The sequence below is a fragment of the Pedobacter psychrotolerans genome, from assembly GCF_004340665.1.
Taxonomy (GTDB): domain Bacteria; phylum Bacteroidota; class Bacteroidia; order Sphingobacteriales; family Sphingobacteriaceae; genus Pedobacter; species Pedobacter psychrotolerans.
This window is the reverse complement of the sequence record NZ_SLWO01000001.1, coordinates 373,397-387,502: the sequence shown is the minus strand read 5'-3', so window position 1 is coordinate 387,502 and position 14,106 is coordinate 373,397. Positions and strand designations below refer to the sequence as shown.

The window sequence follows — 14,106 nt, the reverse complement described above, 5'->3', positions numbered from 1 at the left end:
TTTTTGTTTAAAATCTCTTTCCGGGTTTAAGCAGCATGCCTTGAAAACTGTGCTGGTCAAGACTTTTAGATACTTGCTTAAGTTCTGCAGAAGATAATTTTTCTGGCATAATGGTCGATGAAGCTTTCAAACTTGCCGTTTTTGCCGTGGTAGTTACAAAACTTCCTGTTCTGGCATATAAAAGTGCATAGCTTAATAAGGTCTCCGATTCATCACCCCAGGTTTTTGTTAAATCCTCGTAAGCCTCTTTATCAACAGTTAATCCACTGTAATACCCACCAACGCCAGACTGATTTTTAGTTTCAAATTCCGGAACATACATGTCCAGTTTATCTATCCTGATCGGGAAAAACCCAACAGGTTTACCATAGGTTGTTTCGCCAATCAGTTTTACGTCCATTACAGGTTTTAAACTATTTATAGCCAGCTCACTTGCTGATGCTGTAGATCCGCTTACGATAAAATATATTCTTGATAAAGTTAAAGATCCAGATTTTGCAAATAGTTCAATATTATCTGTTGATCCTGAAGTGTAATCTAGATCGGCATAAGTGGCATACTTCCCATTTACGCCTGTTGTAAAAGGCTGGAGCTTGTCATCACCATCCAATAATGGCTGATGAGCAAGAATAGATGCTTTTCTTTGAGCAGTTGTTAAATTCTGTAAATAGTTATTATAATAAGTAGTGTACATTACCTTACCATTCTGAGCAATTGGAGCAGCAAGATTAATCATCTCGGTTGCTGTAGAAACATAACCACCACCATTATATCTTAAATCTACCACCAGCTCTGTTACACCTAGTGATGCGAAATTGGAAAAAACGGTTTTTAATGCTGCTGAAACATTATTGGTAAAACTGTTGAAAACCAGGTAACCTACTTTCTTAGTACCAACAGTATATACATTAGTATAAAATATAGGATTGACAGTATAGCTTGATGAATTTATAGTAACCGATTTGGTTACGTTATCCAAACCTATAAAAGTAAGTGCAATAGAGGCATTACTGCCGAAAATGGCATCATTTAAAAAGTTCACAGTAGAACTGCTATAAGTTAAATTGGTTCTTCCGTTGATACTGGTAATTTTGCAACCTCTTGATAAGCCCTGAAGACTGGCGGGTGAATTTGGATAAACATATTTCACCCTTAAATCCGAGGTAGTTTGGTAGTTTACAGAGAAGCCATAATCATTTGATGTTCCGTTTACATCCGCTTTCAAAGCAGACACTTTAGCCGTTGTAGCAACATAATCAAAAAAAGAATATTTTGGATCGCTGGAGCCATTTACATATTCATAAGGTTTTCCGGTAGATGGATCTGATGAATATTGTGTAAGGGCATAAAGTTCAGCCTCGTTAGAACTAAAACTACGTGGCTTGAAGGCATCATAAGTTGGCAATGAAGTATTCCAATAATAAAGTTCCTTTGTGTAAAGAAAAATCGAATCTTTAGTCAATTCATCTCTGCTGGCAGCTACAGGCGTAATGGGTTCTTCAGGCGTAGCACTCTCCTTCTTACAAGCCATAAATAAGCTTGTACCCATTAGTATAATAACCATGAGGTAACTGTATTTGTAATATTTCATATTTGCGTAGATAGGGGATTTTGTAGATATACGAGGGTTGCCATTGAAAAGATGCTAAGCAGTAAAATTAAATCATTTCAAGAACTAAATTTATTCTTAATTATTGTAAAAACTCATCTGTGTATCGATAATAAACTGCAATTAATCGATTAAATTACTTTTAACTGAGAATAGATAGGTATGGTATCAGTTCCAAAATAACCTATAATTAGTAAACGAAATAGATCAAACCTTTGAAATTATGACATCTTTATATGGTATTAAACCAAAAAAGCCTTTCATTTCTGAAAGGCTTTTGGAAGTGGTGCCACCTGGATTCGAACCAGGGACACAAGGATTTTCAGTCCTTTGCTCTACCGACTGAGCTATGGCACCATCCGTTTGGGATTGCAAAGGTAGTATTATTTTTTAAAGATGCAATTCTTCTTTATTTTTTTGTTATTCTTTTTTTCCAGATAGGTTTAACATCAATAATATGCTTCAAAAAAATATATTCCAATTCATCTGTTTCATCCATAACCTCACCAAATCTTTTTAAAATCTAAAACCGAAATAATTTTAAGTGAATCTTCATTATCTGGCGAAAAATAAAAGGGTTAAAAACCAAAAAGCCTCTCATTTCTGAAAGGCTTTTGGAAGTGGTGCCACCTGGATTCGAACCAGGGACACAAGGATTTTCAGTCCTTTGCTCTACCGACTGAGCTATGGCACCATCCGTTTGGGATTGCAAATGTAGCGTTCTTTTTTCAAAAGCAAAATTTTTTTTAAATTATTTAATCGCAGAACTGATTATCAATCATTTAAATTTTCATGAAATCATCAAATGAGTTAAAATCTTCCTTAGAATGAATACAAACAAATAAATTTGAACTTTTTTTTATGCATGCATAGTAATTTATTTAGATTATTATCCTAATTTAGCATAAACAATCTAATATTGCATGGTGGCTCAGATCATTTTTCTAGTAATAACACTGGCAGCAATTGTGCTGTTTACCATTAACTTGCGAAAGATTATTCGCAATATCCGGCTTGGAAAATCTGCTGACCGGAATGATCAACCTCAAAAACGGTTAATGACCATGCTTAGGGTGGCGTTCGGTCAATCCAAAATGGTGGTAAGACCAATTCCTGCTTTCCTTCACTTTTTTGTCTATATCGGTTTTGTGATTATCAATATTGAGGTTGTGGAAATTATGATTGATGGGATTTTCGGTACACACCGAGTTTTTCATGGTCTCGGTGGCCTTTATGATTTCCTAATTGCATCCTTTGAAATATTGGCATTTACCGTATGGGCTGCTTGTATTATTTTCCTTATTCGTAGAAACGTGTTGAAATTAAAGCGCTTTGGAGGCGTAGAGATGACTTCCTGGCCAAAGTCAGATGCCAACTATATTCTAATTACCGAAATATTATTGATGTCCGCATTTTTGATGATGAATGCTGCAGACCATCAATTGCAAGTTTTAGGTTCAACACACTACATCACAGCAGGCGCATTTCCAATCAGTCAGTACTTAGTTAACCTTTTACCTTCTTCAGAAAGCGCTTTGGTAGCCGTAGAACGTGGCTGCTGGTGGTTTCACATCATTGGAATCCTGGCATTTTTAAATTATTTACCATACTCCAAACACTTCCATATCCTTTTCGCTTTTCCAAATACATATTTTTCAAATCTGGAGCCAAAGGGAGAATTTACCAATATGGCATCTGTAACCAATGAGGTTAAAGCCATGCTCGACCCCTCTTTTGTTCCTACGGAAGCCGAAGCTGGAAAATTTGGAGCCAAAGATGCAACAGACCTTTCCTGGGTAAACTTAATGAATGCCTATACCTGTACTGAATGCGGACGATGCACCTCTGTTTGTCCGGCGAATATTACAGGGAAGTTATTGTCTCCTAGAAAGATTATGATGGATACGCGGGATAGAATTACAGAGATTGGAAAAAATATTGATCAAAATGGTGCGGAACATCAGGATGGAAAATCTTTACTGGATGATTATATTACCAGAGAAGAGATTTGGGCCTGCACCAGCTGTAATGCCTGCGTTGAAGCTTGTCCTGTAAATATAGATCCCCTTCAAATTATCATGGAACTGCGTAGATTTGCTGTAATGGAAGAATCCCAGGCACCAGCAAGTATCAATGCCATGTTAGGGAATATTGAGAATAATCAGGCACCGTGGAAATATTCACCAGCTGATCGTTTTAACTGGGCGCAGGAAGATTAGTCCTTAGTCTGGAGTTGTGAGTCAACTCTTCAAATAAATAGTTTAACACATGAGTAGTAAGTCAAGTCTTGAGACTAAATAACTGCTACCAATACTTGATACTTAAAAGATGGAATTTAAAGTACCTACAATGGCCGAGCTAATGGCTGCAGGTGAAGAACCGGAAATATTATTTTGGGTGGGATGTGCTGGGAGTTACGATGAACGGGCACAAAAAATCACCCGCGACATTTGTAAAATCCTGCATCATGTAGGTATAAAGTATGCCGTTTTAGGAACTGAAGAAAGCTGCACGGGTGATCCTGCCAAACGTGCGGGTAATGAATTTCTTTTCCAAATGCAAGCCATGACTAACATTGAGGTCTTAAATGCTTATAACATTAAGAAAATTGTTACTGGTTGCCCACACTGTTTCAACACCATTAAAAATGAATATCCAGGTCTGGGAGGAAGCTATGATGTCATCCACCATACCCAATTGATTCAGGATTTAATTAACGACGGCAAACTAAAGGCAGAAGGTGGAGAGAGTTTTAAAGGTAAAAAAATCACTTTCCATGATCCATGTTACTTAGGCCGAGGAAATGGTGTTTACGAAGCGCCAAGGAAGGCACTGGAAGTATTAGACGCACAATTGGTAGAAATGAAACGTTGCAAAAGCAATGGATTATGCTGTGGTGCAGGTGGTGCCCAAATGTTTAAGGAACCAGAAAAAGGTAAAAAAGACATTAATGTGGAGCGTATAGAAGAGGCTCTGGAAACAAATCCGCAATTTATTGCTGCAGGCTGTCCGTTTTGTATGACCATGTTAAGTGATGGAATTAAGCTTAAAGATAAAGAACAGGAAGTTAAAGTATTAGATATCGCCGAAATTACAGCAAGGGCAAACGGTCTTTAATGTTAAATATTCAACCCTGATAGGCTTTAAAAACCTATCAGGGTTATAAGCCGCAAATTTTAGTCAGGTTTTCTCTGATAAAATTTAAATCCTCAGCCTCTATATTTTTAAGCGGAATAATTACCTGAGTAGCCATCGAATCCACATCTCCTCCCCTGTCATTATAGGTTTGGACAATGACATCATCGCCCTTGGTTCGTAAATAGAGTCGACCAACAGCAGTAGTACCTTCATATTCCATATCTTTAAATTTTGCTAACTTAAATGCGAAATATTCAGTTTTACCGTTATTAAAATATCTTTTGTAACGACAAAAGCCATTGTTAGTAATATTGAGTTCGTAGCGTTTAATTTGTTTGGCTTCCTGGCTGATATCATAGTGTTCAGTAAAGGATTTCTGCAAATAACCAACATACTGCTCTATGGATTCCGGATCTGAAAAAGCGAATAATAACGCTGCTACAGCTGAAATAAAGCTTATTTTCAAGCACAGTGTAAACTTTTTCATAAGGGGATGATTTAGGGTAAACTAAATTAATTAAAATTATAAATTTGCATATGAGTTTTTCTCCACAATCAAGAGTCTGGATCTATCAAAGCGATCGTAAATTTACCGCTACTGAAGAAACGGCGATATTAAATAAGTTAGCCACATTTAGCAGCCAATGGAAAGCGCATGGAAATGAGTTATTGGCAAAGGCAGAAATTCGCTATGATTATTTTATTATTTTAACGGTAGATGAAAGTCAGGCTGGCGTTACCGGCTGCTCTATTGATAGCTCTGTAAGGTTGATTAAGGAAATTGAGCAGGAATATCATGTAGACCTGTTTAACCGTTTTAACATTGCCTATAAATTGGGCGACGAAGTGAAGGTTCAAGGCAAAGAGGATTTTGAAACTCTTGTAAACATCAAACAAATTACACAGGATACAATTGTTTTCAATAACATGGTGCAAACATTGGCTGATCTGGAATCTAAATGGGAAGTTCCTTTTAAAGATAGTTGGCACTCCACTGTATTTTCACACTTATTATAGTTTAATAGGATTTTTGTAAATCAGGTTTGGCGGCTACGCTTTAATCCTGACATTTGTTATTTTTGGTTAAGCTTAAAACAATTAGATCAAAAAAGCATTATATTGCTATAATCAAATCCTGTTTATGAAGCGCTGGCTCAAAATTTCCTTAAAAATACTTTCTGCAATTATTATTCTGATTATTTTAACCTGGCTTGCTGGTGCTTTTTATATTAGTCGCAATAAGAAAGAAATACTATCATCCATATTAGCTCAGCTCAATAAAAATTTAAACGGGCAAATCACAGCTGGCAGCATGGTACCTACGCTATTAAAAAGCTTCCCAGGCGTTTCTGTTTCCCTAAATGATGTTTTGCTAAGAGATAGCCTTTGGGCACAGCACAAACACGATTTGCTTAAAGCCAAAGAAATTAACGTTTCCCTGAATATACTTTCTCTGATTGTTGGCAATGTAAATATCAATCGAATTGCGATAAATGATGCCGCCGTATACATTTATACAGATTCTACCGGATACAGCAATACCAGCATATTTAAAAGCAAACCCAAAACGGAAGACAAAAAATCAGCACCTAAATCTTCAGCACTTGAAGTGAAGAAAATCGACTTTAACCGTGTAAGTTTAATCCTTGACAATAAAAAACGCTTCAAGTTATTTAATTTTAATATTGACCAAATTCAGGGTAGAATGCAGTATCCGGATAGTGGCTGGACAGGGAATATAAAACTTAAAACCCAAGTTAATAATTTCGCCTTCAATACCAGAAAAGGTAGTTTCTTAAAAGGTAAATCTTTAGAAGGCACTTTATCTGCTCATTATAGCAGAAAACTAGATGCCGTGATTCTGGATCCTGAAACCTTAAACATTGGGGGCCACCCTTTTAAAATTGGTGCAAAAATAGATCTTGGTAAATCTGCTTTTGCCATTAGCATCGCTGTAGATCAAATATTATTTAGAGATGTAGCTTTGTTGTTGTCTCCTAATATCTCTTCCAAGCTTTTAAAATTCGGGATAGAAAAGCCTATTGATATTCAAGGAAATATTATTGATGATGGCTCGGGGAAGTTCGGAGATCCATTAATTCGGGTGGGCATCAAAGTTCGGGATAATATTCTTTCTATTCCGGCAGGAAAATTAACAGCTGCCAACTTTGATGGTTCTTTTACAAATCAGGATACAGCTGGAGGAATTATTGGTGATGAAAATTCTGTGATAAAATTTCGCAAATTAACAGCCAAGTATTTTAATGCCCCCATCAAGATCGATACATTTACAGTAAATAACCTCGCCAGACCTATTGCCACAGGACTGGTAACTTCCCAGTTTCCACTTACTAATCTAAATAATTCATTAAGTACACAAGATTTCGAATTCAAAGCCGGAACTGCAGATTTAAGGCTTTATTGCCAGGCAGATATTGACAATTTCCGCTTTACAAAACCAGTTATTTCCGGGGGAATCAGAATTGCCAATGCAGATATCACATACCTTCCGCGCAAGCTGCATCTGGTAAAGAGTGCGCTCAATATTATTTTTAATCAGAACGATCTTTCCATACAGGATGGACATTTTCAACTTGGCAAAAGCGAACTAAATGTGAGTTGCAGTATCGCTAATTTTGCGAATTTATATTATTATGATCCGGACAAAATTTTAGTCAATCTTAAAATGCACAGCCCACAACTCTACCTGAATGAGTTTATGCCATTTTTAGGCCCTAGAAGCACTAAAAAGAAAACCGCATCTGGTAATTCAATGAAAACGGCATCAAAACAACTAAGCAACGTGCTTGAGGTTTCTAAAATGAATATCAACCTTACTGTGGGTAAGGCAATTTATGATAAATTTCTGGCGAAAAATCTTGCGGCGGATATTTCACTTCGTGGCGATGGTATATTCTTCAACAAAATAAGTGTAGAACATGCCGGTGGAACACTGTCATTAAACGGAAGCATTATACAACAAACTGGTTCAAATCTCTTTAAAATCAATTCTAAAGTGAGTCATGTAAGCGTGAAGGATTTCTTTTATTCTTTTGATAATTTCGGACAGAATACCATTACGAATAAAAATCTAAAAGGTTATTTATCCTCTTTAGTTGATATATCAGGCAGAATATCACATACAGGCAAAATCATTCCACGGTCTATAAATGGAAAAGTAATCTTTAATCTCAATAATGCCGCATTAGTGAATTTTGAGCCGATGGTAAATGTGGGTAAATTCGCGTTTGCCAATAGAAATCTTTCTAATGTTGAAATCAAAAAACTAGATGGCACACTTAATATCAAAGGAGATAAGATAGAGATTAGTCCGATGCAGATCAATTCCAGTGCGATGAATTTTAATGTTAAAGGCATTTATGCCCTAGGTGCAGGAACTAATGTTGAAATGGATATTCCATTAAGAAACCCTAAAGGTGATGAAAACTTAACCCGCCAGGAAAAACGTGAGGCCAGGATGAAAGGAATTGTGCTTCACCTGAAAGCCATTGATGACGAAAAGGGTGGAATAAAAATTAGATGGAATAGGGATCATGATTAATCAGTTAGGAGTCTTTAGTCCGGAGTCGAGAGTTTTCCCCTTAATGTTTATAGGCAAGTGCTAATAATAACTGTTGATCTAGAATTAATAATTAAAAATCCAACGGGCCTAATCTGTTCATATTTCTTAAGATCAGATATTGGCGATGCCTGATATAGGGTGTTGCATTTTTGGGTGTCCATCTTCTTGGATTTGGGAAACATGCGGCAATCAAGGCAGCCTGCTTTTTTGTTAACTTTACGCAGGATTTACCATAATATTCCTGTGCTGCTGCCTCTGCACCATAAATTCCATCTCCCATTTCAATCACGTTAAGGTACACTTCTAAAATCCGCTCCTTGCTCCAAAAAATTTCAATAAGCAATGTAAAATAAGCCTCGAAACCCTTTCTAATCCACGATCTTCCAGGCCATAGAAAAACGTTTTTGGCTGTTTGCTGTGAAATTGTACTTCCACCTTTAACCTTCTTACCTTTGGCGTTGCTGGCGAAAGCTTTTTCAATTGCTTTCATATCAAAACCAATATGTTGTAAAAAAAGCTGATCTTCTGCAGAAACTGCCGCCCGCTTCATATTATTAGACATGTCCTTAAAATCAACCCATTTTTTTTCGGTTTTAAATGATTTTCCATCAGCCTTCCGTTCGATGTTGCGAAGAGCCATCAGTAGCGTTAAAGGTGGATTAATAAAGCGATAAGCGATTACCCAAATGATAGAAACAAATAAAAAATAAAGAAAAACTTTACTGACAATGCTAATGATTTTCTTTGATAATGGAGTTTTGGAGTTTGATTTAGAAGGTCTTTTTTTGGACATGGCACAAAGGTATGAGAAATTAATGTGGTTATGTAGTACAACAGTTGTAAAGACTGCAAACACTTGTAACGTTTTTTGTATTTTGCCTTAAAATCATCCGAATGAAAAATCTAACCTATCTTACCCTATTGATCATATTAGCAGGATGCTCAACCAGCCGCAACCAAATGCCTCCCCAAAATGAATGGACTCCACTCTTCAACGGGAAAGACATTAAAGATTGGAATGTAAAAATCCATCATCATGATTATAATGAAAATTATGGTAACACTTTTAGGGTTGAAGATGGGATGATTCGGGTAAGTTATGATCAATACGGAGATTTCAATGATCAGTTTGGCCACCTGTACTACAAAACACCCTTCTCCAGTTACCATTTAAAATTGAAATATCGCTTTGTAGGCCAATTACAAAAGGGTGCACCGAGTTATACCTTAAGAAACAGCGGCGTCATGTTCCATAGTCAGGATCCTAAAACAATGCCTAAAGAGCAGGATTGGCCAATCTCCATTGAGATGCAATTTCTAGGGGGTTTAAGTGATGGAAGACCCCGCCCTACCGGGAATATGTGTTCTCCAGGAACTGAAATTTTTTATCAGGGAAAGTTATATCCTGAACACTGCCTTGATTCAAAATCAAAAACATATGATGGCGACCAATGGGTTTCCGCAGAACTAATTGTATTGGGTGATTCCCTGATTAAGCACATCATTAACGGCGATACTGTTTTACAATACAGCAAACCCCACATTGGTGGTGGAGTGGCTAATGGATACGATTCTAAAATAAAAATTGATGGAAAAGCGCTTAAAAATGGTTTTATAGCGTTGCAAAGTGAGGGCCAGCCTGTTGATTTTAAAGATATCTTTATTAAAAAACTTTAAAATTTGACATAAACATTTTATACCTGATTACGTTAATAAGATATGAAAGTAGCATTAATAACAGGAGGAAGTAAAGGGATTGGATTTGGCATTGCCGAATCACTCTTAAAAAGTGGCTATAAAGTAGCCATTACCAGCAGAACAATAGACAGTGCGAACCAAGCTGCATCACAATTGGTTGCCTATGGAGATGTTTTAGCTATTGAAGCTGATGTGAAAAATTTCCAGTCGCAGCAAGGAGCTGTTAATTTAGTGGTTGAAAAATGGGGTCAGCTTGATATTCTAATTGCCAATGCTGGCGTAGGTGCCTTTGCTCCTATAGACGAAATTGATATTGAACAATGGAATGATATCATTGATACCAATCTGACCGGTGTTTTCTATAGCATTAAAGCTAGTGTTGATGAAATTAAGAAAAATCAGGGTTATATCTTTACCATTTCAAGTTTAGCTGGAACCAACTTCTTTGCAGGAGGTGCTGCTTACAATGCCAGTAAATTTGGTTTAACAGGCTTTACACAATCAGTAATGCTTGACCTTAGAAAATACGGAGTGAAGGTGAGTACCATCATGCCAGGTTCTGTAGCCACTCATTTTAACGATCATAGTCCTGACGCCGAAAGCGATGCCTGGAAAATCCAACCAGAAGACATGGGTAAATTGATTGTAGATTTATTAGCGATGCCAGCAAGAACATTACCGAGCAAAATTGAAATCAGGCCAACTACGCCTAAAGGATAAATAGTGGTTAGGTGGTTAGGTGGTTAGGTGGTTAGGTGGTTAGGTGGTTAGGTACAACCAAATAATAGTTTTATAGTTTTTTAATATTCTAATATAAAAAAAATGCCTTTTGATTTGCATCAAAAGGCATTTTTATAATTTCTATAAAGAAATGCTTATTCAGCGATTACTTCAAAAGGAACCTGAACTTTAACTTCTTTGTGTAAGTTTAAGTTAGCAACATACTCGCCAACAAATTTTGGTTCAGTTTCAAAAGTAATACGACGACGATCTACATCAAAACCTTGAGATTTTAATGCTTCAGCAATCTGGATCGTGTTAACCGCTCCAAAGATTTTTCCGCTTTCGCCAGCTTTTGCACCGATAGAAAGTTTAACAGATGTTAAACGCTCAGCGATACCTTCAGCATCTTTCTTAATTTTATCTTGTTTAAATGCAGCTTGCTTTAAGTTCTCAGCTAAAACTTTTTTAGCAGAAACGGTAGCCAATGCTCCAAATCCTTGAGGGATTAAATAGTTACGACCATAACCTGGTTTTACGTTAACTACATCATCTTTCTCACCAAGGCCTTTAATATCTTGTTTTAAAATAATTTCCATATCTCTGAGCCTCCTATTTTAATTGATCTGCAACGAAAGGTAACAAACCGATGTGACGGGCACGTTTAACTGCCTGAGCCACTTTACGTTGGAATTTTAACGAAGTACCAGTTAAACGGCGTGGTAATAATTTACCTTGATCGTTAATAAATTTCAACAAGAAGTTTGCATCCTTGTAATCAATGTATTTAATTCCGTTTTTCTTAAAACGGCAATATTTTTTACGGTTATCCTCTACTTTAGGGGCTGTTACGTATTGAATTTGTTCTCTTGCCATTACGCTGCAACCTCCTTAGTTTTTTTGTTAAAAGCACCACTACGCTTTTTCTCATTGTAAGCAACCGCGTGTTTGTCTAAACGGATAGTTAAGAAACGTAACACACGCTCATCGCGTTTTAATTGAAGCTCTAATTTTGCGATCAAATCACCTGAAGCTTTATATTCAGTTAAGTTGAAGAATCCATTTGATTTTTTCTCAATTGGATACGCTAATTTTCTCAAACCCCAATTATCCTCTTGGATAATTTCGGCACCGTTATCAGTAAGAACTGCTTTAAATTTAGCTAATGCCTCTTTTGCAGCCTCTTCAGATAACAATGGGGTTAGAACGATAACAGTTTCGTACTGATTCATTGTTATAAATTATGTTTTTAAATTTAATCCCGAGGTATATTACGGGGATGCAAAAGTAACAATATATTTCTAAAAATCAAAGCTTTAATTAAAAAGACTAAAGCAGAAAGACTAAGTGGAAAGCTTAAAGACTAAAGAACATAGGACATATTTAAAAACCCTCAATAATAATACCTGGCATAAATACCTAACATACCTCAGGTGGTTTAAAAAAAAACAAAAACTCAATGTAAATAAAAAAAGAGATCACCATAACAGTGATCTCTTTATCAATTAGCAATATTTAACCTTAATATAATTCTATCGTTTTAGAGAACTGTTTGCCTTTGACATTAATGACAAAGGTAAGCGACTCAGAATCCGTTTTGCTGATATTAAACTTCCGTTGTAATACAGATTTATTTTTAAAAACCTCTGTATAAACGTTGTCGTTATATTCGTTCATTACCTGAACTTCAATAGGGTTACCTTCTTCATTTTCAACTTTAAGAACAATAAAGTCTCCCTCTTTTTTGATTAATGGATGAAACAAATCTGAAAATACCGGCTCAGAAACAGTTGCTTTACCATTATAAATTCCAACTTTATAATTAGCCAGTTTGGTATCTGATTCTATTCTAACAGTATACTTTCCATCAGGTAATGCATTTAAATCATAAAGTTTGCTGGTAGCCGTTTTTGCCTGGATATTCTCCTGAAACAAAACTTCATTGTTATTCCCAATAATAGAGAGGTTAACATCTTCATTACCTTCAAAAGAGAAGCGAATTGATTTTTCCTTATCATCTTTAACCTTCAAAGTGAAATCACCATCTTTTGCATAAACACCATTAGCGGTTAAAAACAATACTGCGATTAACCCGATTTGTAAGAACTTTTTCATAATTAAATAGCTTTAAGCGTTAACAATTAATTTATACTGCTAAATTACTGTGCTTTTAAAAGCAGAAAAGAAACCATATTTTCCAATATGTATGCAAAATTAACCTCAACTATAATTTTTTATCTAACAAAGATCAATTCAGCATATTTTATTGTTATTTTTGTTTATAATAATCATGAAAACTTTAAAACCAAGCTTTGAAGTTGTAGAGCCTTCCTTCGGAAGTTCTTTTTATTATTCTAAATACGTGGAAAACGAGAATAATAAGGCCCATTTGTGGCATTATCATCCAGAAATAGAAATGGTTTTTGTAAATGGCGGAGCGGGCAAAAGGCAAATTGGAAGCCACGTTTCCTATTATACAGATGGCGATCTTATATTAATAGGAAGCAATCTACCTCATTGCGGATTTACAGATACCCATACGGGGAACAAAAATGAAACCGTAATCCAAATGAAACCAGATTTTCTGGGCGGTGGCTTTATGACTTTGCAAGAGGCCAAATGGATTGGTGAATTGTTTGATAAGGCTAAAGGTGGTATTGCCTTTGGCGAACAAACTAAAATGGAGGTAGGTAAACTCATTGAAGATATGGAGTTCCAACAACCCTTTAATAAATTACTAACGCTGCTTGGTGTACTTAAAGCACTGGAAACAACCAAAGATTTTAAGATTCTGAATGCATCAGGCTTTTCTATAGAAACACAAATTCAGGATAATGATCGGATAAACATGATTTTTAATTATGTAAAAGATCATTTTCAGGAACAAATCAGTCTGGAGGATATTGCTGAAATGTCTGCCATGACTGTCCCTTCCTTTTGCCGGTATTTTAAAAAAATCACCAAGAAAACCTTTACCCGGTTTGTAAATGAATACCGTGTGGTTCACGCGTCTAAGCTTTTATCTGAAAAACATATGGGCATTACTGCTATTTCCTTAGAAAGTGGCTTCAACAATTTCAGTCATTTTAACAAAATTTTCCATGAGTTTACAGGAAAAAGTGCTTCAGAATATCGGAATGAATTAAAATCCATTATTAAATAAAGCAAGTATCGAGACTAACTTTTCAAGTCTAATGTTCCAAATCCAACTTCTCAAATCGAATATCTTGTATCAGTTTCACTAAAGTTTAATATCCCAATTACTGATTCACCAACTCTTCACTAATCAACACTCTTACTTTTCAACATTCCTAATATTTCAACCCCTCAACATCTAAATTTTTCCTATTTTCGTGCC

At 36.0% G+C, this 14,106-nt stretch carries 14 protein-coding genes and 2 tRNA genes; 7 read left to right on the top strand and 9 right to left on the bottom strand.

The genetic code is table 11. The features are described from left to right. Window positions 1–7: 7 nt before the first annotated feature. From EV200_RS01670 to EV200_RS01660, 3 genes are all read right to left on the bottom strand, one after another. Window positions 8–1,591 (bottom strand): S41 family peptidase, encoded by a 1,584-nt coding sequence (locus EV200_RS01670; RefSeq protein WP_132529087.1) that lies wholly within the window; start codon window positions 1,589–1,591, stop codon window positions 8–10. 302 nt (window positions 1,592–1,893) lie between these two features. Continuing rightward, window positions 1,894–1,966, bottom strand: a tRNA-Phe gene (locus EV200_RS01665). Window positions 1,967–2,230: 264 nt separating this feature from the next. Beyond that, window positions 2,231–2,303, bottom strand: a tRNA-Phe gene (locus EV200_RS01660). Between the two features lie 229 nt (window positions 2,304–2,532). Between EV200_RS01660 and EV200_RS01655 the strand changes: the two genes are divergently transcribed. Beyond that, a complete protein-coding gene (locus tag EV200_RS01655; protein WP_132529086.1) occupies window positions 2,533–3,828 on the top strand; it encodes a (Fe-S)-binding protein in 1,296 nt (431 codons plus the stop codon). Window positions 3,829–3,937: 109 nt separating this feature from the next. Next, the gene (locus EV200_RS01650; RefSeq protein WP_132529085.1) at window positions 3,938–4,726 is read left to right on the top strand and encodes a (Fe-S)-binding protein; all 789 of its coding nucleotides are present in this window, start codon (window positions 3,938–3,940) and stop codon (window positions 4,724–4,726) included. Between the two features lie 43 nt (window positions 4,727–4,769). Here the strand turns inward: EV200_RS01650 and EV200_RS01645 are convergent, their stop codons facing one another. Beyond that, on the bottom strand, window positions 4,770–5,234 hold the full coding sequence (locus EV200_RS01645; protein WP_132529084.1) for a hypothetical protein: 465 nt from the start codon (window positions 5,232–5,234) through the stop codon (window positions 4,770–4,772). A 50-nt stretch (window positions 5,235–5,284) separates the two neighbouring features. Between EV200_RS01645 and EV200_RS01640 the strand changes: the two genes are divergently transcribed. After that, the gene (locus EV200_RS01640) at window positions 5,285–5,764 is read left to right on the top strand and encodes an ABC transporter ATPase (RefSeq protein ID WP_132529083.1); all 480 of its coding nucleotides are present in this window, start codon (window positions 5,285–5,287) and stop codon (window positions 5,762–5,764) included. A gap of 124 nt (window positions 5,765–5,888) precedes the next feature. Continuing rightward, on the top strand, window positions 5,889–8,309 hold the full coding sequence (locus EV200_RS01635) for an AsmA-like C-terminal region-containing protein (protein ID WP_132529082.1): 2,421 nt from the start codon (window positions 5,889–5,891) through the stop codon (window positions 8,307–8,309). A gap of 91 nt (window positions 8,310–8,400) precedes the next feature. Here EV200_RS01635 and mtgA read toward each other — a convergent pair whose 3' ends face one another. Continuing rightward, entirely contained in the window at window positions 8,401–9,123 is a 723-nt protein-coding gene (gene mtgA / locus EV200_RS01630) for a monofunctional biosynthetic peptidoglycan transglycosylase (protein ID WP_132529081.1), read from the bottom strand. Between the two features lie 101 nt (window positions 9,124–9,224). Between mtgA and EV200_RS01625 the strand changes: the two genes are divergently transcribed. Both EV200_RS01625 and EV200_RS01620 read left to right on the top strand, forming a co-directional pair. Then, window positions 9,225–10,007 carry a 3-keto-disaccharide hydrolase gene (locus EV200_RS01625; RefSeq protein ID WP_132529080.1) on the top strand — a complete coding sequence of 261 codons (783 nt, stop codon included), beginning with the start codon at window positions 9,225–9,227 and terminating at the stop codon, window positions 10,005–10,007. A gap of 42 nt (window positions 10,008–10,049) precedes the next feature. Then, the gene (locus EV200_RS01620; protein ID WP_132529079.1) at window positions 10,050–10,748 is read left to right on the top strand and encodes an SDR family oxidoreductase; all 699 of its coding nucleotides are present in this window, start codon (window positions 10,050–10,052) and stop codon (window positions 10,746–10,748) included. Window positions 10,749–10,903: 155 nt separating this feature from the next. Here EV200_RS01620 and rplI read toward each other — a convergent pair whose 3' ends face one another. The 4 genes from rplI to EV200_RS01600 all read right to left on the bottom strand — a co-directional run bounded on the left by rplI (window position 10,904) and on the right by EV200_RS01600 (window position 12,863). Continuing rightward, a complete protein-coding gene (gene rplI / locus EV200_RS01615) occupies window positions 10,904–11,347 on the bottom strand; it encodes a 50S ribosomal protein L9 (protein WP_132529078.1) in 444 nt (147 codons plus the stop codon). A gap of 13 nt (window positions 11,348–11,360) precedes the next feature. Next, entirely contained in the window at window positions 11,361–11,624 is a 264-nt protein-coding gene (gene rpsR, locus EV200_RS01610; RefSeq protein WP_010599582.1) for a 30S ribosomal protein S18, read from the bottom strand. Continuing rightward, window positions 11,624–11,980 (bottom strand): 30S ribosomal protein S6, encoded by a 357-nt coding sequence (gene rpsF / locus EV200_RS01605; RefSeq protein ID WP_029283098.1) that lies wholly within the window; start codon window positions 11,978–11,980, stop codon window positions 11,624–11,626. Before rpsF ends, rpsR begins: the two co-directional genes overlap by 1 nt. A 289-nt stretch (window positions 11,981–12,269) precedes the next feature. Next, the gene (locus tag EV200_RS01600) at window positions 12,270–12,863 is read right to left on the bottom strand and encodes a hypothetical protein (RefSeq protein ID WP_132529077.1); all 594 of its coding nucleotides are present in this window, start codon (window positions 12,861–12,863) and stop codon (window positions 12,270–12,272) included. A gap of 175 nt (window positions 12,864–13,038) precedes the next feature. On the opposite strand from EV200_RS01600, the gene EV200_RS01595 reads away from it, so the two are divergent. After that, window positions 13,039–13,911, top strand: coding sequence for an AraC family transcriptional regulator (locus EV200_RS01595; RefSeq protein WP_132529076.1), 873 nt, complete (start codon window positions 13,039–13,041; stop codon window positions 13,909–13,911). Window positions 13,912–14,106 lie beyond the last annotated feature (195 nt).

What these genes read in the sequence shown, in the direction of transcription:
- EV200_RS01670 (WP_132529087.1), bottom strand. Translation starts at nt 1,591, where the DNA reads ATGAAATATTACAAATACAGTTACCTCATGGTTATTATACTAATGGGT.
- EV200_RS01655 (WP_132529086.1), top strand. Translation starts at nt 2,533, where the DNA reads ATGGTGGCTCAGATCATTTTTCTAGTAATAACACTGGCAGCAATTGTG.
- EV200_RS01650 (WP_132529085.1), top strand. Translation starts at nt 3,938, where the DNA reads ATGGAATTTAAAGTACCTACAATGGCCGAGCTAATGGCTGCAGGTGAA.
- EV200_RS01645 (WP_132529084.1), bottom strand. Translation starts at nt 5,234, where the DNA reads ATGAAAAAGTTTACACTGTGCTTGAAAATAAGCTTTATTTCAGCTGTA.
- EV200_RS01640 (WP_132529083.1), top strand. Translation starts at nt 5,285, where the DNA reads ATGAGTTTTTCTCCACAATCAAGAGTCTGGATCTATCAAAGCGATCGT.
- EV200_RS01635 (WP_132529082.1), top strand. Translation starts at nt 5,889, where the DNA reads ATGAAGCGCTGGCTCAAAATTTCCTTAAAAATACTTTCTGCAATTATT.
- mtgA (WP_132529081.1), bottom strand. Translation starts at nt 9,123, where the DNA reads ATGTCCAAAAAAAGACCTTCTAAATCAAACTCCAAAACTCCATTATCA.
- EV200_RS01625 (WP_132529080.1), top strand. Translation starts at nt 9,225, where the DNA reads ATGAAAAATCTAACCTATCTTACCCTATTGATCATATTAGCAGGATGC.
- EV200_RS01620 (WP_132529079.1), top strand. Translation starts at nt 10,050, where the DNA reads ATGAAAGTAGCATTAATAACAGGAGGAAGTAAAGGGATTGGATTTGGC.
- rplI (WP_132529078.1), bottom strand. Translation starts at nt 11,347, where the DNA reads ATGGAAATTATTTTAAAACAAGATATTAAAGGCCTTGGTGAGAAAGAT.
- rpsR (WP_010599582.1), bottom strand. Translation starts at nt 11,624, where the DNA reads ATGGCAAGAGAACAAATTCAATACGTAACAGCCCCTAAAGTAGAGGAT.
- rpsF (WP_029283098.1), bottom strand. Translation starts at nt 11,980, where the DNA reads ATGAATCAGTACGAAACTGTTATCGTTCTAACCCCATTGTTATCTGAA.
- EV200_RS01600 (WP_132529077.1), bottom strand. Translation starts at nt 12,863, where the DNA reads ATGAAAAAGTTCTTACAAATCGGGTTAATCGCAGTATTGTTTTTAACC.
- EV200_RS01595 (WP_132529076.1), top strand. Translation starts at nt 13,039, where the DNA reads ATGAAAACTTTAAAACCAAGCTTTGAAGTTGTAGAGCCTTCCTTCGGA.